The 20,273-nt window shown below is 34.6% G+C and carries 17 protein-coding genes; 5 read left to right on the forward strand and 12 right to left on the reverse strand.

All coding sequences use genetic code 11. From position 1 onward, the window contains the following. Positions 1 to 9: 9 nt before the first annotated feature. The 5 genes from GOQ24_RS04765 to GOQ24_RS04790 form a co-directional block, all read right to left on the reverse strand. The gene (locus GOQ24_RS04765) at positions 10 to 3,159 is read right to left on the reverse strand and encodes an efflux RND transporter permease subunit (protein WP_155091226.1); all 3,150 of its coding nucleotides are present in this window, start codon (positions 3,157 to 3,159) and stop codon (positions 10 to 12) included. Between the two features lie 59 nt (positions 3,160 to 3,218). Then, on the reverse strand, positions 3,219 to 4,373 hold the full coding sequence (locus GOQ24_RS04770) for an efflux RND transporter periplasmic adaptor subunit (RefSeq protein ID WP_155091227.1): 1,155 nt from the start codon (positions 4,371 to 4,373) through the stop codon (positions 3,219 to 3,221). Between the two features lie 822 nt (positions 4,374 to 5,195). After that, complete coding sequence (locus GOQ24_RS04780; protein WP_155091228.1) at positions 5,196 to 5,993, reverse strand: hypothetical protein; 798 nt, start codon at positions 5,991 to 5,993, stop codon at positions 5,196 to 5,198. 49 nt (positions 5,994 to 6,042) lie between these two features. Continuing rightward, positions 6,043 to 6,897: a neutral zinc metallopeptidase gene (locus tag GOQ24_RS04785; RefSeq protein WP_155091229.1), complete on the reverse strand. Its 855-nt coding sequence runs from the start codon at positions 6,895 to 6,897 to the stop codon at positions 6,043 to 6,045. A 129-nt stretch (positions 6,898 to 7,026) separates the two neighbouring features. Beyond that, entirely contained in the window at positions 7,027 to 9,432 is a 2,406-nt protein-coding gene (locus GOQ24_RS04790) for a TonB-dependent receptor (protein ID WP_160339217.1), read from the reverse strand. Positions 9,433 to 9,552: 120 nt separating this feature from the next. Between GOQ24_RS04790 and GOQ24_RS04795 the strand changes: the two genes are divergently transcribed. After that, positions 9,553 to 10,539 carry a helix-turn-helix transcriptional regulator gene (locus GOQ24_RS04795; RefSeq protein ID WP_160339218.1) on the forward strand — a complete coding sequence of 329 codons (987 nt, stop codon included), beginning with the start codon at positions 9,553 to 9,555 and terminating at the stop codon, positions 10,537 to 10,539. Between the two features lie 67 nt (positions 10,540 to 10,606). Here the strand turns inward: GOQ24_RS04795 and GOQ24_RS04800 are convergent, their stop codons facing one another. After that, positions 10,607 to 11,317 carry a YebC/PmpR family DNA-binding transcriptional regulator gene (locus tag GOQ24_RS04800; protein WP_155091232.1) on the reverse strand — a complete coding sequence of 237 codons (711 nt, stop codon included), beginning with the start codon at positions 11,315 to 11,317 and terminating at the stop codon, positions 10,607 to 10,609. A 101-nt stretch (positions 11,318 to 11,418) separates the two neighbouring features. Continuing rightward, on the reverse strand, positions 11,419 to 12,501 hold the full coding sequence (gcvT, locus tag GOQ24_RS04805) for a glycine cleavage system aminomethyltransferase GcvT (protein WP_155091233.1): 1,083 nt from the start codon (positions 12,499 to 12,501) through the stop codon (positions 11,419 to 11,421). A gap of 238 nt (positions 12,502 to 12,739) precedes the next feature. Between gcvT and GOQ24_RS04810 the strand changes: the two genes are divergently transcribed. The 4 genes from GOQ24_RS04810 to GOQ24_RS04825 all read left to right on the forward strand — a co-directional run bounded on the left by GOQ24_RS04810 (position 12,740) and on the right by GOQ24_RS04825 (position 15,337). Then, the gene (locus GOQ24_RS04810) at positions 12,740 to 13,057 is read left to right on the forward strand and encodes a rhodanese-like domain-containing protein (protein WP_160339219.1); all 318 of its coding nucleotides are present in this window, start codon (positions 12,740 to 12,742) and stop codon (positions 13,055 to 13,057) included. Positions 13,058 to 13,059: 2 nt separating this feature from the next. Then, the gene (locus GOQ24_RS04815) at positions 13,060 to 13,674 is read left to right on the forward strand and encodes a class I SAM-dependent methyltransferase (RefSeq protein ID WP_155091235.1); all 615 of its coding nucleotides are present in this window, start codon (positions 13,060 to 13,062) and stop codon (positions 13,672 to 13,674) included. 93 nt (positions 13,675 to 13,767) lie between these two features. Further along, a complete protein-coding gene (locus tag GOQ24_RS04820) occupies positions 13,768 to 14,352 on the forward strand; it encodes a hypothetical protein (protein ID WP_160339220.1) in 585 nt (194 codons plus the stop codon). Between the two features lie 748 nt (positions 14,353 to 15,100). Next, positions 15,101 to 15,337, forward strand: a complete 237-nt coding sequence (locus GOQ24_RS04825; RefSeq protein WP_155091237.1) for a VF530 family DNA-binding protein — start codon at positions 15,101 to 15,103, stop codon at positions 15,335 to 15,337. 12 nt (positions 15,338 to 15,349) lie between these two features. Here GOQ24_RS04825 and GOQ24_RS04830 read toward each other — a convergent pair whose 3' ends face one another. From GOQ24_RS04830 to GOQ24_RS04850, 5 genes are all read right to left on the reverse strand, one after another. Then, positions 15,350 to 15,748: a hypothetical protein gene (locus tag GOQ24_RS04830; RefSeq protein ID WP_155091238.1), complete on the reverse strand. Its 399-nt coding sequence runs from the start codon at positions 15,746 to 15,748 to the stop codon at positions 15,350 to 15,352. A 7-nt stretch (positions 15,749 to 15,755) separates the two neighbouring features. Beyond that, positions 15,756 to 16,055 (reverse strand): DUF6804 family protein, encoded by a 300-nt coding sequence (locus tag GOQ24_RS04835; RefSeq protein ID WP_160339221.1) that lies wholly within the window; start codon positions 16,053 to 16,055, stop codon positions 15,756 to 15,758. A gap of 203 nt (positions 16,056 to 16,258) precedes the next feature. Continuing rightward, positions 16,259 to 17,389, reverse strand: coding sequence for a cytochrome-c peroxidase (locus tag GOQ24_RS04840; protein WP_155091240.1), 1,131 nt, complete (start codon positions 17,387 to 17,389; stop codon positions 16,259 to 16,261). After that, positions 17,389 to 18,876, reverse strand: coding sequence for a DUF6850 family outer membrane beta-barrel protein (locus GOQ24_RS04845; RefSeq protein ID WP_155091241.1), 1,488 nt, complete (start codon positions 18,874 to 18,876; stop codon positions 17,389 to 17,391). Before GOQ24_RS04845 ends, GOQ24_RS04840 begins: the two co-directional genes overlap by 1 nt. 3 nt (positions 18,877 to 18,879) lie before the next feature. Next, complete coding sequence (locus GOQ24_RS04850) at positions 18,880 to 20,271, reverse strand: DUF4876 domain-containing protein (protein WP_155091242.1); 1,392 nt, start codon at positions 20,269 to 20,271, stop codon at positions 18,880 to 18,882. Between the last annotated feature and the right edge of the window lie 2 nt (positions 20,272 to 20,273).

Here is a 20,273-nt window from a genome sequence, read left to right on the forward strand (position 1 = left end):
TTTGTTCTGTTAGTCGTTAGTAAATTTTGCTTTTAGTTTTTCATCCCAATTCTGGAAAACATAGAATAGTACTGGGATAATAAAAATACCTGCTACTACTCCAAATAACATTCCACCTGCAGCAGAGAAACTAATAGAGTGGTTACCTTGAGCAGAAGGTCCAACAGTAAACATCAATGGAATCAATCCCGCTACGAAGGCAAACGAAGTCATTAAGATTGGTCTTAACCTCATCTTAGCACCTTCTACAGCCGCATCAAAGATAGATAAACCATTTTTGCGTTGCTGTAATGCAAATTCCACAATCAAGATGGCGTTTTTAGCTAAAAGTCCAATTAGCATAATTAATCCAACTTGAACGTAAATATTGTTTTGCAAGCCTGCTAAATTGACAAATAAAGCAACTCCTAATAATCCTGTTGGTACTGTCAATAGAATTGCTATTGGCAATAAATAACTTTCGTATTGTGCACACAATAAGAAGTAAACAAAGATTATACTCAATGCAAAAATTAATACTGCTTGACTTCCTGAGTCTTTTTCTTCCAATGACATACCGGTGTATTCGTACGAATAGTTACCTGGCATCTTAGAAGTTACCTCGTCAATAGCCTTCATCGCATCTCCTGTACTATATCCTGGTGCAGGATTTGTCTTGATTGAAATGGCATTGTACAAGTTGTATCTTGTTACGGTTTGTGGTCCTAATACTTTTTTCAATTTGATTAGCGTATTGGCAGGAAGCATTTCACCGTCTTTGTTTTTCACATAGATAGAACTGAATGATTGCGGACTTTCTCTGTACTCAATGTCTGCCTGCATATATACTCTATAAGTACGACCAAATCTGTTGAAGTCCCCTGCTTTTACACGTCCGTAATAGTTCTTAACTGTAGTTAATAAATCTTTTACACTTACTCCAAGTGATTTTGCTTTTACATAGTCAATCTCCAAGAGATATTGTGGGAAATTAGCTTTGAAAGAGGTAAACGCATTGTCTATTTCAGGTCTTTCATTTAGTTGACTGATTACTTGATCAGCCATTTTACTAAACTCATCAAATCCACCACCCATACGGTCTTGAAGTACAAATTCAATACCTCCAAAATCACCAAACCCTTGAATTGTTGGTCTTGGGAATACGTTGAATGTCGCTTCGTTGATTACAGATAAATCTCTGTGGATCTCTGCCATGATCTTGTCGATGTTTTTTACTTTCCCTCTTTCTTTATAAGGTTTTAAGTTAATAAAGCCTACGGCGAAAGACGGGCTGGCATTTCCATCAATAGCGTTATATCCTGAGATAGCCGTCATTCCTTCGATATCAGTTCTCTTTTGCAAGATACTATCAGCTTTAGCCAATACTATTTTGGTACGCGCAAGAGATGCTCCAGGAGGCATAGCCAAAGAGTAAGTGATATAACTATCATCTTCTCTTGGGATAAATGAAGATGGTGTTTTGTATAAAAAGAATACACCAAGTCCAATGATTAGGGCTAAACCTGAGATAGCTACCTTTTTGTTTGTAATTAGCTTTTTGATTGTCTCGACATATTTATTAGTAAAGCTATCAAAAGCTGTATTGAAAGAGTAAAAGAACTTAGCTCTTACTCGTTTAAATTTGTTTTGTTCTTTCTTAGCTGCATATTCTTCGCCTGATGGTTGTTTTAAAAACAAAGCACATAATGCAGGACTTAGAGTCAAGGCATTTACAGCTGAAATTAAAATTGCAAAGGCTAAGGTATAAGCAAACTGTTTGTAGAAGATACCAGCTGGGCCTTGCATAAAACCAACAGGTAAAAACACGGCAGACATCACAAGTGTAATAGAGATAATCGCTCTAGTAATTTCACTCATCGTCGATATGGTAGCTTCCTTGGCTTTGAGTCCAGTTTGATGCATTTTTTCGTGGATTGCTTCCACAACTACAATGGCATCATCCACTACAATACCAATGGCAAGTACCAAGGCAAACATTGTAAGCACGTTTATTGAGAACCCCATCAAATAGATAAAGAATAGAGTACCTACTAATGAAATCGGGATAGCAATAACTGGGATTATCGTCGATCTAAAATCTTGCAAGAAGATGTAAACAATGATAAATACTAAGAAGAAAGCTTCAAATAAAGTGTGTTGTACTTGACTAATTGACTCGTCAATTTGATCCTTCACAGAATAACTTATCTCATAGTGAATTCCCTTTGGAAAAGCTTTTGAAACTCGTTCTAATACTTCTCGAACAGCAATGTCAATATCTCTTGCATTAGATCCTGCTGTTTGGGTGATGTTCATGGTAAGACCAGGATAACCGTTTACACTGTTATCACTACCCACGTTCGATGCGCCAAATTCTACTCTTGCTACATCTTTAAGCTTTAATACAGAACCGTCTTTATTGGTTTTGATTACTATATTATCATATTCTTCAGGAAGGCTAAATCTCCCTTTGTGTTTTAATGCTGTTTCAAAAGCTTCGTCTGAAGTTTCCCCAAAATTACCAGGTGCTATTTCAAAGTTTTGATCTTTTATAGCAGCGATAATATCTTGAGGTGTTAAGCTGTACAAGGCAAGCTTCTCTGGGTTTAACCAAGTTCTCATTGAGTAGTCACGTGCTCCAATACGACCTACAGAAGCAACTCCAGGTACACGTAGTAACTCACGGTTGATGTTAATCTGAGTATAGGCCTGTAAGAACGTTTCGTCATATACCTCCTCAGGGTGGTCACTATAAAAGTTTATAGTCATAATATTACCACTCTGACGCGGGGTTACTGAAATACCATTTTCGTTTACTTCCGAAGGTAAATCACTTGAAGCCTTACTCACGCGGTTTGACACATTCACGGCTGCTTGATCAGGATCTGTTCCTGCTTTAAAGAATACGTTGATTGTACCAGAACCACTGTTACTTGATTTAGAACTAATATAAGTCATATTATCAACCCCATTGATTGATTCCTCAATAGGTAATAAGACACTTTGTGCTACAGTTTCCGCATTGGCACCAGGGTAAGATGTAGAAACAGTTACACTTGGTGGAGCAATTTCTGGAAAACGAGTTATAGGCAATAATGTAAGTCCAACTAAGCCCAATAATACGAACATGATCGATATTACCGTAGCAAGTATAGGACGGTTTATAATGGCTTTTAACATATTATCTTAATTTGTAAGGTGATATTTGTTTGAGTTTGGTTTTTGTTTTGTGTATTAAATTATTGGATAGGCTTTACATACATCCCTTCCGTTAACTTGTCAAAACCTGTTCTTATTACGCGATCTCCTACTGCTAAACCTGTAGGTACAATAAAGTTTGAACCAGATACTCCATCTACTTCGATTGATTGTAATTTAACTTTGTCTTCTTTATCTAAGATGTAAACAAATGTTTTATCTTGAATAGAAGTAGTTACTTCCTGCGGTACCATGATGACACTTGGCTTAGTTTCTTTCACTTTTACAGTACCTGTATTTCCAGAACGCATGACGTCTTTAGAATTTGGAAATGACGCGCGAATAGAGATAGAACCAGTAGTGCGGTTTACCTGTCCATTAATCATATCTACTTTCCCTTTTTCAGCGTATTCATGTCCATCAGCTAAGATTAAGGTAACCTCAGGCAACATTAGACCAGAGTTGGTGATACTTGTTGAATCTGCCTTATTTGGATTGTCTTTACTGAAGTATAAAAAGTCTGATTCACTCATTCCAAAGTATACATAAACTTCACTTACGTCTGAAAGAACAGTTAGAGGCTCTTTGTCAGTTTTAGATACTAAGTTACCAATACGCTTAGGCATTCTTCCGATATACCCACTTACAGGCGCTTTGATAATCGTGTAATTTAAGTTGATTTGCGCACTTGCAACAGCAGCAGAAGCTTTTGCTAAAGAAGCGCGAGCAATTTCGTAATTTGCTTTAGCTGTTTCCAACTGAACTTCAGCAATTACTTCATTGTCGATTAATGGTTTTAATCGGTCAATTTCAAGCTTAGCATTCTTTAATTTCGCTTTCTCGACATTTTCTGTAGCGATCATATTGTTTAATACCTCTTGGTATGGTTGTGGATCAACTTGGAACAAAGGTTGACCTTCTTTTACAAAGGATCCTTCATCTACAAATATTTTTTCCAAAATACCCTCTACTTGTGGTCTGATTTCCACATTTACTTTCCCTTCGATATTTCCGATATAGTCTTTTACTGTAATAGCAGTAGCAGTATCAACAGTGATAATAGGTAATGCAAGAGCATTTTCTTTAGGATCTAATGTTTTTGAAGATCCTATATTACAGCTGTTTATCCCTATCAAAGTTCCTATCATGATTAAAGCTGAAAGTGCTACTAAAACCGTTTTTCTATTTGTTATCATTTGTATAAAAATTCTTTTAATTGTTAAAAGGTGAGATTTAATCTACAGTATTATACTCAATACTAATGCCAAACTTTAGTATTTGACAATATAACTATTGGGTGTCTTTGTTGTAATTCATTTAAAGACAATGAGTTGCTTTGGTTAAAATGATATTTTTTATTTGTAGCAGGCAAAGGTATAAATTTAATTTTCAAATGTAAAAAGTGTTGCCTTTCGTGGAGCAGTTCTACACTGTGAACTGCCGAATATGTTGAAGTATGCTCATGTTACCGAGGGTTACTATATTAATTATGAAAAAATTATTATAATATTCAAATGTATGTTAACAAAGGTTTTTGGCAGTGCCGTATTGGCAATAGAAGCAAAACAGTACAAGTAAGATATTAGATATTGCTTGGTGGGCTTATCTAGGAGTGTAACTAACAAGAACACCTCTCGCATTGTTGAGGATAAATTGATATTTGATAAACAAAGTGCTCTTAGAGCTGATAAGTAATTTGTAGAGTCTAGTTGGATAGTTTTTAAATGCGTTGTTCAAACTAGTTAATTAAGAACATTTGATTCAAAACGCCTCAAACAATGAGCATGTGAGTTACTCTTTTTTAAGATAGTACTCTCTTTTATACTCGTTACTGGGAGATTCGATAAACAAAGTAATATCTTATCTCACCATATAGGCGAGGCTATTCAGTATAGAAGTTTAGATAGAGAAGGATGGCTCGGTTAACTATTTAGTTCTGTGTTTGGTTGTTTTTATATAATGAAAAACGGATAGTAGCTTTTGCTCTATCCGTTTATCTATTTGTTAGCGAATCTATATTAGTGTTTCGGTTGTCCTTCTTCTGGATAATAACCTATGACTTGTTTGTACAGTGTAAAGTAAACTGAGAACAAGTAAGGTAGAAATAAGAATATTCCAATCAAGAAAATAAACAAACTACTCATCAATAAAAAGTAGTTCAAGACAATCGTTAAAATGATTGGAATTGGTTGTTTATTCACTACCATGATACTGTCTTTGATAGCGGCTAACGGATTACGGTTTCCAAAAATAATTAAGGGAATAGTAAAGATCGTTAGTGTATGTACTAACCAATTGATCGCAAGAGCAACCATGCTTAGTCCCATTAATTGAAAAGGTACAGAAATAGCCATAAAAACTGTAGTAACAATTAGTGCTGCTATAAAAACGTAAAGTCCTTTTATACTTAAAAAATATTTGAATGCTCCTAAGAAACGGGGTAACCTCCCATGTGAAGCATCGGCATTGAGCTTAAAGAAACCTGCCATGACAATACTTCCAATAGCTGTTAAGAAGATCATTGCAACATAATAATAGTAGATATAAGGGGTAGTAATTAATAGATTTAAAAAGTTGTTCATGATCTCAGCTAATTGCTCCTGCATGACACTTTGATCTTCTTTGTTTAAGTCATAATTATTGGAGATAATACTCGAAATAAGTAACATTGTTCCAAAGATGATAAACATCAGTGTCGCAATAACAGATAGAAAAGTGCGCTTATAATAAGTAAAAGCTTCACCCATTACCTGAAAAGGAGCAATTTGATAACCGTTTTCTTTTATGTTTTTTAAAATATCGTTTAAGTTATTCATTGAAAGCATTGGCTTAGAGCCATTTGTTGTTTGTAATTATTAATTGTTTTTATCTGATATAATCAAAGGTGTTACCCTCTTTTATATCGCCAGTATGATATCCCTTCATAAACCATTCTTTGCGTTGTTTAGAAGTACCATGGGTAAATGAGTCAGGGTTAACTTGGCCTGTTACTCTTTTTTGTATAGCGTCATCTCCAACAGCTTGGGCTGCACTAAGGGCGATATCGATGTCTTTGGCTTCGAGGTATTTTTGATTGTACTTAGTCCATACTCCTGCGTAGAAGTCTGCTTGTAATTCTAAACCAACCGATAATTTATTAGCTTCTTTCTTGCTTAAGCCTTGTTGAGCTTGGTGTACTTTACTATTTGTGCCAAGGAGCGTTTGTACGTGATGACCTACTTCGTGAGCGATAACATAAGCAATAGCAAAGTTCCCTCTTTCTGCGCCAAAGCGAGTGTGAAGTTCTTCAAAAAAGCGCAGATCCATATAGACAGTTTCATCTGCAGGACAGTAAAAAGGGCCTACATCAGCTGTTGCACTTCCACATTTTGTATTTACTTTGTCGTCAAATAGCTCCATCTTTGGCTCGCGGTATTGGAGTCCATTTTCCTTGAATACTTTATGCCACACATCTTCTGTGTCAGCAAACATAACAGCAACCATCTTACCCATGGCAACCTCCTCTTGAGAGAGTGCTCTGGTTTCTACTTGCTCAGTTTGTTGGCCTGTATTTAATTGTTCTAATACGGGTGCAATTTGCTTACCTGTATCTCCTCCAAAAATGTACAATAGCATAGCTATAATACCAATTAGACCTCCACCGATAGCAGTTTTTCCTGCTGCTGATTTACCTCGGTTGTCCGTTACGTTTTTACTTTCTCGTCGGCCTTCCCATTTCATACCTTAGAATATTTTCGAACAAAAATAGTAAAAATTGAACAGTGTACCTTAAATATTGCGAATATTGATGAATAGCTTTTTTAAAACAATAATCCCTTTCGAAACTATGTTAGAAAGGGATTGTATTTATTAGAATGAATATGCTAAACTCAGTTTAAAGGAGAGTGGTGTAGTAGCTCTCCATCCATAGTGTGTATATCCCCAAGCACCTGGAAAGTGACCTACATAATTATATCTATCTGTGATATTATTTACAATTAGGTTAAATGCATAGTTGTTTTTTTTGTATGATATTCCTCCATCAAGAGTGAAATAGTCGTCTGGTAAAAACTTTTTAGCTTGAACAGGAGCTTGAGAACGATCTTTTTGGTATTGGTACCCAAGAGAGAAACCTAAACCTTCAAATGTTCCTGATTGAATTCTATAAGTAAGCCATGCATTTGTACTGTGTTTGGCAGTTCCTGGTAATAGCTGACCTTTTTTAGCCGGATTATTATCTTTAGTTATCTTAGCATCTGTATAAGCATAGTTCATTGTCAAGGTTAAGCCATCTGTAATGTGTCCATTTAAGTCAAACTCTACTCCTTTAGATGTAGCTTTTCCACTCTGTACCATGATTTGATTATTCGCAGAGGCATCACGTGGGGTAAGGATATTTGTTTTATCTACTCGGTAGAATGCTAATGAAGTAAATAGTTTTTTATCAAACCATGTTTTCTTTAATCCAAATTCTTTATTCGTTCCTTTGGAAGGATCAGCTGTCTTGTTGTTTTCTAATTGGCCAACTTGTTCTTGGAAGCTTTGATCATATAAGGCATAAGCTGAGAATGATGGGGAGATATTATAAGTGACACTGAAGCGAGGTGTATACGCTTGATTCTTTACTACATCTCCCTTAGAAGCACTTGTTGTTTTCTCTGTTGAGGTATAGCGTACGCCAAATCCTAATCTAAGCTTCTCGTCTAATAATAGTAACTCATCTTGTACATATAATGAGATATAGCTGTACTCTTGAATATTGCCTGCCGCTCTTTCTCTTAATGAACGAGAACGGTCATAGGTAGGAATATCTTTTTTAGTAAGTTTACCATACACTGGATTGTAGATATTAAATAAAGGACCTACAGGAATAGCTTTTCCTTTAGCATCAGAAACAAGAGACCAATCTGCCATATGCTCTTTTTGTCCCATATCTAGACCAAATAGCACATTGTTTTTAATCTTATCTGTGATATTAAATTTACCATTCATATAAACTTGACCAACCTTAGCTGAGTTATAAGCATCGTTGACTGAAAGAGCTCTTTGTACATTCCCCTTATCATCTATAGAGTTGTAGATTGAATATAAACTTTCTCCTTCCATTGTAGCTTCAACATAGCCTAGTTTGGCTGTAAGATTCCAATCGTCACTTAATCTGTGATTCAGATTAATAAATACATTGTGTTCTTTAACTATAGTAGGGTCTACGATAGGGTCAGTAAAAGTGAATTTGCGAGGTAGTTCTTTAAACTCTTTTTTAGAATAAGCATATTTAGAAAACCCACCTTCAAACTCATTAGAGTTGAATATGTATTCAAAGGTAATATTTGTATCATCACTAATATTGTATTTTAATGAAGGTGCTAAGGATAAATAGTTGTTTTTATTATATAGTTGGAAAGAACTTGCTTTGGTAGCCATTGCGTTAATGCGGAACAGAAGCTTTTCATCCTTTGTTAGTTTAGTATCCAAATCTACCTCTGCTCGATATAGATTAAAGCTACCTAAAATAGTTTTAACAGTCGTTTTGTTACTACCCTTTGGCTTTTTGGTTACGATATTATAGAAACCACCTGGTTGGGTATTTCCCATCATGAAGCCTGCAGGTCCTTTTACAAATTCAACACGTTCTATGAAGGTATTGTCTTCTCTAATAGGACCAAAACTTCCAGAGATATCCATTCCATTTCTTAAGTTACTGGCACTATAACCCCGTACATATATTCCTGCACTTGCCTGTTCTTGATGCAATACTGATCTTACACCGCTGACATTTTGGGCAATAGCATCACTCATTGTCATACTAATTTGATCATCCATTAACCCTTTGTCAATCACTTGGATATTTTGTGGAACATCTAATAAGTTAGCTGCTGTTCGCAAAGAAGAAGAAGAGCGGATATTTTTGTTAGTATTAATCACTACTGTCTCAAGAGTTTCACTGTTATCATCAAATAGCATGAAATCTTTTGTAGTAGTTTGATTTGCGGATATTATAATACTGTCTTTTGCAATTGTATTTTTGTACTGTAGAGTGATAAGGTATTTACCTGATTCTATGTTTTCTAAAAGATAATATCCGTTATTATCTGATATTGTTTTATAAGAGTAGTTATTTAAAGAAACAGTAGTTCCCGCTAATTTTTCTTGAGTATGGCTTACTATTGTTCCTCTGATGTTTCCTTTTTCTTGGGCATAAACACTTAAGTTGATCAATAATAGACCTGAAAGTAAGAGTTTATTACTTGTGTTGATTAAAAAGAATCTTTTCATCGTATAATTAATTTAGATTTAATAAATTTGAATATGGAAGCAAAAGTAGACTCTATATTATGAAATGACTTAGCCAAAAGGGAGTAAAAATTAGCAGTTTAGTAATCAATAGGTAGCTTTATGGAAAAAGGTGACCAGATCGTTGAGTTTTTTGAGTTAGAGAATATGGTAACTAACGAGATGAACCAGAGTAAAAAAGAATTAATTAATGACTCAGGAACTTTTGTAACCTATCATATTTTTGATTCTGCAGATATTGTTATTCGCCAATATTATCTGAAATATACACAAAATTATGCCTTACACTATGTCTTTGAAGAAATAGAGTATGTTGAGTTAAGTTTCTTTTTCGGCAAACATATCGTCAGAGATGTTATAAATGGAATACCTAATATGTATTTGCCTTTTCATTGTTATTTAACTTATTTAAGTACAGGATCTATTGCGGATGTTATATTTGAAAAAGATGCTATATATGAACATCTAGATATCTATCTCCCTTTAGAGTTCTTTAATGAATGGAGCCAGCATGATGAGACTATTATAGAGTTTACTACTGCGATAAAAAATGACCAGACCTGTAGATTAATTAAGGATATTAAAGTAACACAAGAACTTTTAGTATTACTAAATGAGATTAAAACATGTAGTTACAAAGGGATAGCAAAAGAGGTGTATATAAAAGGCAAAGTGTTAGAAGTAATATCTGTGTTATTACATGAGAAAGAGGAAGGGAGAGTGGAGTGTTCTAAGTCACAATTAGGCGTAAAGCTGACAATAGAAGACGAATTAGTATTATCTAATATAAAAGATTTCATCGACCATAATTATCGCGAATTTTATACTACTGAGGAGCTATCTAAATTATTCTTTATAAATGAATATAAATTAAAGAGAGGGTTTAAGCATTTATACAATTTTGGTTTATTTGAATATGCTCAACATAGAAGAATGAATATCGCTATAAAGAAATTAGAAGAGGCACATCATACTATTGCAGAGATAGCTTTTGATTTAGGCTATTCTTCTTCTGTAACTTTCTCTAAAGCTTTTAAGAAGCACTTTGGATATTCTCCTAAGCGATTTCATTTGACTAAGTACGACTGAATAAAAAAAGACGAAATACTCTATTATAAGTATTTCGTCTTTTTTTAATACAAACGAAGCCGCAAAATTATGCCATTGTAGTGAAAACGTTTTGTACGTCGTCATCTTCTTCGATTTTCTCTAATAGTTTTTCCACATCAGCTATTTCTTCTTCAGAAAGCTCTTTTGTTACTTGTGGGATTCTATCAAATCCAGAAGATAAAATCTCAATTCCTCTACCTTCCAATTCTTTTTGGATAGCACCAAAACTTTCAAAAGGAGCATAAATCATTACTCCATCCTCATCTTCGAAAATTTCATCAATACCAAAGTCAATTAACTCTAATTCGAATTCCTCTAAATCTCTGCCTTCTTCTGCTGGAATTCGGAAGTTACAAGTGTGGTCAAACATAAACTCAACTGATCCTTGAGTACCTAATGTACCATTGCACTTATTGAAATAACTTCTAATATTAGCTACTGTACGATTATTGTTGTCAGTTGCTGTTTCTATCAAGAATGCAATACCATGAGGACCGTATCCTTCAAAGATTACTTCTTTATAGTTTTCAGTATCTTTATCTGTAGCACGTTTAATGGCACGTTCTACGTTGTCTTTAGGCATATTTGCTGCCTTAGCATTTTGTATTACAGCGCGTAGACGAGCATTAGCTTCGGGATTCGGTCCACCTTCTTTTACAGCCATTACAATGTCCTTACCGATTCTTGTAAACGTTTTTGCCATAGCAGACCAACGTTTTAGCTTACGTCCTTTTCTAAATTCAAACGCTCTTCCCATAATAAATTGTTACTTAATTTTAATAGTGCAAAAATATAGTATTATTCATATATATCATAAAAAAAATGGGAGCTTATTTTTAAACTCCCATTTACTTTGTCTTATTTTTTATAAAAAGGTGTTTTTACCACTTTTGCCTCAACATCGTTTTTGCGGATGCGGATAAAGATTTGACTACCTTCAGTTGCTAATGCTACAGGAACATATCCCATACCAATTCCCTTTCCTAATGAAGGAGATTGTGTACCAGAGGTAACTTTTCCAATTACATTTCCTTGTGCATCTACAATTTCGTAGTCGTGTCTTGGGATTCCCTTTCCTATCAATTCAAAACCAACTAATCTATTTTTAATACCAGCTTCTTTTTCTGCTTTTAAAATGTCAGATGCGATAAAATCTTTTGTAAACTTCGTTACCCATCCTAAACCTGCTTCTAATGGTGAAATCTCATCATTTAGTTCATTTCCGTATAAGCAGTACCCCATTTCAAGGCGTAGAGTATCACGAGCAGCTAATCCGATTGGTTTGATTCCCCAGTTTGCACCAGCTTCAAACACTTTGTTCCACACTGTTTCGATATCTTCATTTTTTACGTAAACTTCAAACCCTCCAGAACCTGTATATCCAGTTGCAGAGATTACTACGTCTTTTACTCCAGCGAAAGTGTCAACTACAAAGTTGTAGAATTTAATCTCAGCTAAGTTTACAGAAGTTAAGCTTTGCATTGATTCAATTGCTTTAGGACCTTGAATAGCTAAAATTGAATAACCATCTGATAAATTCTCTAAAGTCGCATTTACGTCATTGTGAGAAGTAACCCAATTCCAATCTTTTTCAATATTAGACGCGTTTACCACCATTAAGTATTCGCTTTCATTCACTCTATACGTAATGATATCATCTATAACACCACCTTTTTCATTTGGGAAGTAGCAGTATTGTGCTTTACCGTCTACTAAAGTAGATGCGTCATTTGAAGTAACTTTTTGGATTAATGCCAACGCATTTGGTCCTGAGATTTTGAATATTCCCATGTGAGATACATCAAATACCCCAACTCCGTTTCTTACGGTTTCGTGTTCCGCATTTACTCCTTCATATTGTACAGGCATATTAAAACCTGCAAAAGGAACCATCTTAGCTCCTAAACCTTCGTGTATGTGATTTAAAGTTACTTGTTTCATCGTGTTGTTATATGATTAATATGAATTTTAAACTGTGCTAAAGTAAGTTTTTTTTATCTGATTTAAAAACCCAGAATCCCAAAGTTTGAGTACTTCTCCAAAAACACAGCCCTATCTAAATGGTTCGTATACTTTTTGCTGAAAAGCCTCATTTTACCAGATATTCTCATGCAGGGTAACCTAAGTTACACTTAACCTAGAATAGAAACTCTATTTTTACTTTTTAAACAATAAAGAGATGATCAGTTTTATCAATAAATTATTGGGATTCGGGAATAACGAGCAGTTGGCAAACTATATTCGAGAAGGAGCAATCTTAGTAGATGTGCGTACAATGGGAGAGTTTAAAAGTGGTTCTGTACCTGGTGCAGTGAATATTCCTTTGGATAAGTTAGAGGGGCAATTACACAAATTACCTCAGCAAAGTAAAATTGTTGTATTTTGTAGAAGTGGTATGCGCAGTGGACAAGCCAAACGCATTTTAGAAAACAAAGGATATACTCAAGTCATCAATGGTGGAACAAAAGCCAAGATATCAAAAGCAAAAAGCAAATAAGAATGAAAGAATTTTGGGATAAGAGATATAGTGAAGCTACGTATGCCTATGGTATTGAACCTAATGCGTTTTTTAGTGATGTAATAAGGGATATAAAATCTAAGGGAAATATACTTATGGCCGCTGAAGGGGAGGGACGAAATGCAGTCTACGCAGCTAAGCAAGGATGGCAAGTAACAGCTTTTGACCAAAGTCAACAGGCAAAACAGAAGGCTTTACAGTTAGCAGAGCGATTCAGTGTATCGATTGATTATACAGTTAGTGATATAGAAGAACTGCGTTATACAGAAGAGCAGTTTGATGCCTTAGCTTTAATTTACGCCCATTTTCCAGAAGAAAGAAGAAGGGCTTACCATCGCCAATTAGCTACTTATCTAAAAAAGGGTGGGGTACTCCTTGTGGAGGCTTTTGAAAAAAAACATACAGTCAAACAAAAAGAGAATCCCAATGTTGGTGGTCCAGGTAATGTTGCAATGCTATACAGCATAGCGGAATTAATGCAGGATTTTGAAGGTTTTGACTTCTATATCTTAGAGGAAAAAGAGGTTGAACTAACCGAAGGCCTTTACCACAGAGGAAATGCTCATGTATTGAGAATAGCAGGTCGAAAGCAATAATCTGCAAGAGAGCATAGTTTATCAAATTGTTGTTAAAAAGACACTGTTCAATCAATTAAATATACATCTTTGTCAGTATTAAAAAATTAAAGTATGAAAAGAATTAGTATGATTGCTATCCTTTTAGGAGGTTTAGCGTTTGTTTCATGTAAGAAAGAACAGAAAGCAGCAACAGTAGTTCCTGCAGAGGTAGTAACAGAGCAACAAGAGTCAAAAGCTGAAACTTCACTTTCAGAAGTGGCAACAGGGGTAAGTGATTTCTTGAAAACGGAGTTTTTGACTGAAGCTGATTTAAAAGTGGTCGCTGAAGCTGATCGCCAGTTTAGAATGTATCCAGTAGATTTAAACAACGATGGAAAAAAAGAGATATTTGTTAGTCTTGCAGGTTCATATTTCTGTGGTTCAGGTGGGTGTACTATGTTGTTGTTAGATTCAACGTATAAGTTGATCACGAAGTTTACCGTGATGGAGGGAGCTGTTTTTGTTGAGCCAACTATGGAAAATGAGTGGAAAATATTAAATGTTAAGTCAGGTGGAGAGTGGAAAAAAATGGTGTATACTAACGGAACTTATCCAACTAACCCTTCTATTTTAGAGAAAGCTCCTTATGATGCACCAAGTGGGCACGCTGAGGTTGTATTTGAACAGGGAAATACATTGGATATTTACACATTTTAAAATAAGTATGTAAAGTGTAGTAACAGTACTACATTTCTATATAATGAGTTAGGTCACAAGTAGGCGATGTCTATTTGTGACCTTTTATTTTTATAGTGCTGTTGAGAGCTAATTGAACACAGCGTATTGATGTTTGAAAAATGGAGGCTTTATGTTTCATACTTTTTTTAAGTTGCTGTTTGGTAAGCTGTGCTGTTTGGCAAAAGAAATGGAGCAGTGGTTTTGTGCATTCTGATAGCGATTGGTCACATGGTGATGGGAAGTTGATTGCATAGTGGTCGCATGTTTTTTGCCCAATAGTATGCGACCACAAGCCGACCACCCCCTAAAATCTCTGTCTCGTCCTACTATAGCTGTACAGTTATTGTTTATAATTCTGATTTTAACTGTACACTTGTTTATATCATTTTATTATAACGATACCAGTTACCCCGGCCTAATATGTTTGGCTATACGTCTTTTTTAGGGAGATGGCTATTGCTTTTTTGTATTAGTTGTTTAAATGTAAACTTTTCTTTATTTGGTGTTTAGTTGCAACATGGTTAATTGGATCGCCAGTTTGTTTGTAGGAAAGTATCCCTTAGCTCACAACTGAGAGGCAGGGAAGTATAGACAGTGTATGTAGTTTGGATAAATACTTGCATCCGTTCAGAGACATACAGTGCGTCACAACAATGGTTTTTATTGGAAGCCACTGATTTTTGGTGTAAGATTAAGTGTATCTTTGCATAGAATAAAAACAAGAAGTATGCAGGAATCTAAAGATCCTTTACACGGAAAAAAGTTAGTAAATATAGTAGAGGAATTAGTAGAATATTATGGAGGTTTTCAAGGGTTAGGCGATCAGATTAATATCCGCTGCTTTACACACGATCCAAGTATTAAATCCTCACTTACTTTTTTGAGAAGGACTCCTTGGGCCAGAGAGAAAGTAGAAAGTCTTTACCTTTATACTTTACGCAAGAAAGCACAAAAAGGAGAGTAAGTACGAAGATTACTAATTTTTTTGTATCTGTATTACGCGATACATGGAGTCAGAGGTGTCTTTGACTTGCTTAGATTTAGATTTAAAGTAAAAAATGGCTTGTTCTTCATCGTTAATGAATTCATATTCATTGTTGAAGAATTCAAAGTAATCTATCCCCTTATTTGTTTGCGCGTATTTCAATGCGATTATAGTTTTTTCTCCTGTGTGATTAAATCCCTCTAAATAAAAAGTTTTACCTTCCTCTGTGTAAAACAATTCCACATTTGTCAAAAAAATCTGTTTGTCAAACACCTCTTTATTGACGTAGATTATCTCGTAAGCAATTAGAGTATCACTTTCTGTTTTTTCTTGGCTAAAAGTGGATAAAGTACAGACAAGACAGAGAAGTAAGAAGTGTTTTTTGAACATTTGGATATTATTTTTCTTTTGGTTCTTTGTGATTTAAGATGGAGTAAATAAGGCTAATCGATACGATTATATCTACTATATTCCATAGAGCTCTTCCCAAAGCTATTTTAAAAAATGGTTGAAACAATAGCGCAAGGGCTCCAAAAATAAACATTTCCGTATCATTATCCTTCTTTTTAGCTAAATAAGCTAAGAAGCCAAAACCTGCAAAACACGCAAATCGCAATAGAGAATAGTAGCCATAAGGCATTTGTAACAAACAAAACAATAGCATGATGGCTAAAACAAGCTTGATAACTCTTTCCATGATTTAAAATATTACAGTGCTGAAAAACAGAGTTAAATTACAAAATTATCTTCGATATCGGTCATGATAAAAATCCTTTGTGATTAAAAAATAATTGGTTATTTGTTTTGTAATCACAAAGGTATGAAGTATTGTTTTTTGTTTTAGTAATGTATTGCTTAGTGAAAAAAATAAAGTACTGTGAGTTTTTAGTTCACAGTACTTTATTTTGGCAATGTTGGTTTTTCTATTAGCATAGGTTTAGAAGATAATGCTTCTAAAAATGCTATAATTGCTTGCTGTTCTTCCTTGGTTAAATTCAATCTTTTAAGTAACGGGGAAGTAACAGGAAATAAAGTATCATTTTTGTATTCTTCTCTGCGGTGGGGTATATTCATACCTGCATTATACATAGCAATGACGCTTTCTATATTGGGAAAAATACCTTGGTGAAACCACGGTGCTGTATGCATGACGTTTCTCAATCCAGGAGTTTTCATTTTGCCAACATCAGAGGCTTTGTGTGTAACGTTAAATCGCCCTAAGTCTTCTCTTTTCCGCTTGTAGAATGTAAAACCTTGGTTGTGATATTGTAAATCTGTAAAGTAAGGTCCGCTGTGACAATTGATACATCTGGCTTTGGTTCGAAACAAGTGTAGACCGTGAACTTGTTGGTCTGATAGTTGCTTGTAATCACCGTCAATGAAACTATCAAAAGGTGTAGGATTAGAAACAATGGTCTGCTGAAATAAGGCAATTGCATTTAGTATTTTATCCTTTGTGATATTGTTAGTTCCGTAGGCTTTTTTGAATTGTTTTTTGTATCCTTTTATTGCAGCAATCTTCTTGGGAAGTTCATCTATATCTTGAAACATTTCGACGTGATTTTCGATAGACATGATTTGTTGCTCTTGTAGGCTATTAGCTCTTCCGTCCCAGAATAGCTCTTTTTGAATCCATACATTTTCTATGCTTGGTGTATTTCGTGTTCCTACTAAATCTTCATGTCCAATTGCTAAGGTTTCTTTGTCTGCCCAATGTGCAGTATCAATATGGCAAGTAGCACAAGCTATTTTGTTCGATGAGGATAGCCTTGGGTCGTAAAAGAGTATTTTGCCCAATTCTGCTTTTGACTTATCTTCTTTACGTAGTCTTGGAGCAGGTAGCAAAGCTCCTAATTCTGTGAAAACTGCCGTACTATCTAATGTAGGGGACGGCCATAAATTCGTTGGCTTTTCATAAGCTTGACGCAAATCTTCAATAGTTTGATATTCTGCATAAGGCTTTTCTATTCGATGAAAACTAAAAAATAAAATAGAAAATAATAAGATAGCTAAATAGATAGCTCTGTTCATTATAAATATAGTTTTAAGCTAAGATTAATACTACTGCGATCTTGTCCTTTTGACTGAAGATAGTGTCCTGATAATCCCAAGTATATACTGTATTGGTTTAACCAAGTTTTGTTTCCATAGCCAATTTCGCCTTGTAGCCCCATGGCATTGTCATTGTTATATTGGTAGTTAGGAATGACTACTTGATCTGTAAAATTAGTGTATTGTGTTTCAGGAATGGTCAAGTCATTAACAAGCTTGAGTCTGTATAGGGGAGTAATATTAAATTGATAAAAGTGATTAGGTTGATCAATTATAGTATTCAAAATAATCTTGTTTAATAATTGCTTTTCTTCGCTGTATACTCCTATGGCGAAATCTTTTCGAATAGTAGAGTAAAGAGTGTGATCTATACCTATTTGTACATCAGTATTCTTCCATAGTTTAGAAAATGAAGCAAGTAATTGAGCATTTGCATTGAAGTGATCAACTTTATAGTTAAGACCTTCTATTTGTCTTAGGTTTTTACCGTCGTAATTGTTGTATTTTAGGCTTAATTGATATTGATTGTTTTCTGTAGGAGTAAAAGTAAGTATACTCTGTACAGTAAGTTGTTCATTTTTAAATTGATTATAGACATCAAAGCTTTGCTTATACTTATTTAGTTCTGCGTTTTGGTCAAAATAGCTCATTTTTATAAGAGTCGCAGTTTCTACTTTTTTTGCTTTATAATGATGAGCAAAGGTGTATGAATTCTCTTTGGTCTTGCGATCCAATAAGAGATTTTGGTCACTCAAAACAATATCACCATATCCAAGACTGATATTCAAAAAGCGTTCTTTGTATTTATTACTGCTTTTGTATTCATTGTTTTTATACATAATATTGTTTTCCTCCGTCACCTTTCCATAAGCGAATCCTACTCCTATTTTGTGTTTGTTTATATGCCATGCGATATCTGCTTTATAGCGTATGAAGTAGTTTACTACATCGGGTCTTGGGTCGTTATTTCCTGTTGTCCAATTGTAGTTAAAGTCTATTCCAAATCCTACAAATACCCTTTGTTTAATTAACTCATAACTAAATAACGTGTTGGCTAAATATTGTTGGTTTTGAAAATTGTTTGGATGATTGGCATAGAAGTAGAAGGGATTAAATTCGTCTTTCACTCCTCTTAGATCATTAGCCAGTTTATCATGGAATGTTTTGGCATATGTGAATTTCCCATAGACTTTGAATTTACTTATATCTGTAAATCCTTCAGCTGAGAAGGCATATTTTCTATTGCTTTCAGCGTCTTGACTTTTCTTGTAATTTCCCTTTTCTTTAGTATAATCTATCGATAGACGACCATACTCTTGGGTCTGTTGATTGAGAAATAGAATGTGCTCAGGAACATAGGAACGTTTGTTTTTCTCAATAAGCCAAAGATCTAAGCGCTCAGAATAGTTCTGAGCACTTAGTACTTGAATGAAAAATAGAGTGATGAAGATAAATAGTGTTCTCATGAATTAATTAGTGAAAGAGTCTTCTCCTTTAGAAACAATTGGCTTTTCGATGACTACAAAATCCTCTGTAGAATTGTCAGTGTCTTGTAATACGCGACGGCCATTTTTTAATTTGTATTTTGTCTTTCTCAATAGAGATTGACTTGAATAAGTTCCATTTGGAACAAAAGTACTACCTCTGTCAATAGATTCAGGTACTTTACGAGGAGCAACACGACTGTCTTTCGAATGTCTAATTTGTACTCCATCTAAAACATATTCCACTGGAATTCTTAAACACAGTGTTGAATCATTATTTTTTGGAGCTTTGATAGTAGGGAAGGTTTCTACTGCCACTTCTTTCGGCAATTGAACTAATAGTATTCCATCATCTGTAGCAAATCGCATTGCTAAATCACTCTGTTGTACTCTTAGCACTTCCATTTTAGCAATACCTAAAGTATTTAGGTTGTAGCGATATTTTGCTTGAGTAATATCTATGCCATATTCTTTTTGTAAATAATCTAAGACGTAAACATCAAAATCAGCTTGGCTTAAATCAACTGTTTTGTTTGGGTCAACAAATTCTGAAGGTTTACCGATGATGAAGTTTTTGGTATGATCTATAGCTGTCGATGCAATAATCATGCTTTTACCTGCTTCAATAGGATATTGAGTTCCAGTTCCAGGGAATCTCAATACTTTTTTAGCATAAACATAGTCATTGTTTAGGTTTCCTTTACCTGTATTACCAGTTGCTTTAGTCCAATCGTATTGACGGGTAGGTAAGTAACTTGTATCATCAGGACCATTTGCTTGACTATTCGTAGTATTGTGAAGCATGACAAGCATGATTCCGTCTACATATTTTGTTTCTGCACTATTGTTGTAGATTTCAATAAATTGATCTCTATATCCAGAACCATCTTGAAGACTTGAACCGGCATAAAAGATTTGTTTTAGAATTAAGCCAGATTGACTGGTTTTATTCATTTGTAGTTCTATTTTAATATCATCAGCATTGTTAACAGCAAGATTGTCGATATTCGCTGTGAAAGTGATGCTGTCATCCTCGATTTTATCTTCTTTGCTTTTCGATGCATCAATGAGTTGGTTAAATGCCTGTTTGCTCATTGTTTGTTTTGCAATGATATTGTAGTTTCCTACTCTTAGGTTTGCAGTTGCTTCCCCTTTTTTGTCAAGCGTAACAGTGTTTTTGTTTCCATTAGCTCTATTGGTAAACTCTATTGTTGTACCTTCTAATGGAATAGTTAAATTTGTATGTTCTTGTGATACAGATGCAACAAATTTGACATTGAGTGTGTTGGCAAAATCACTTGAGTTATCATCTTTACTACAACTTGTTGTAAAGATTGAAATGATTAGAACTAAAGTTAATAGTACGTTGTTTCTCATTT

The organism is Myroides sp. LoEW2-1, from assembly GCF_009767705.1.
Taxonomy (GTDB): domain Bacteria; phylum Bacteroidota; class Bacteroidia; order Flavobacteriales; family Flavobacteriaceae; genus Flavobacterium; species Flavobacterium album_A.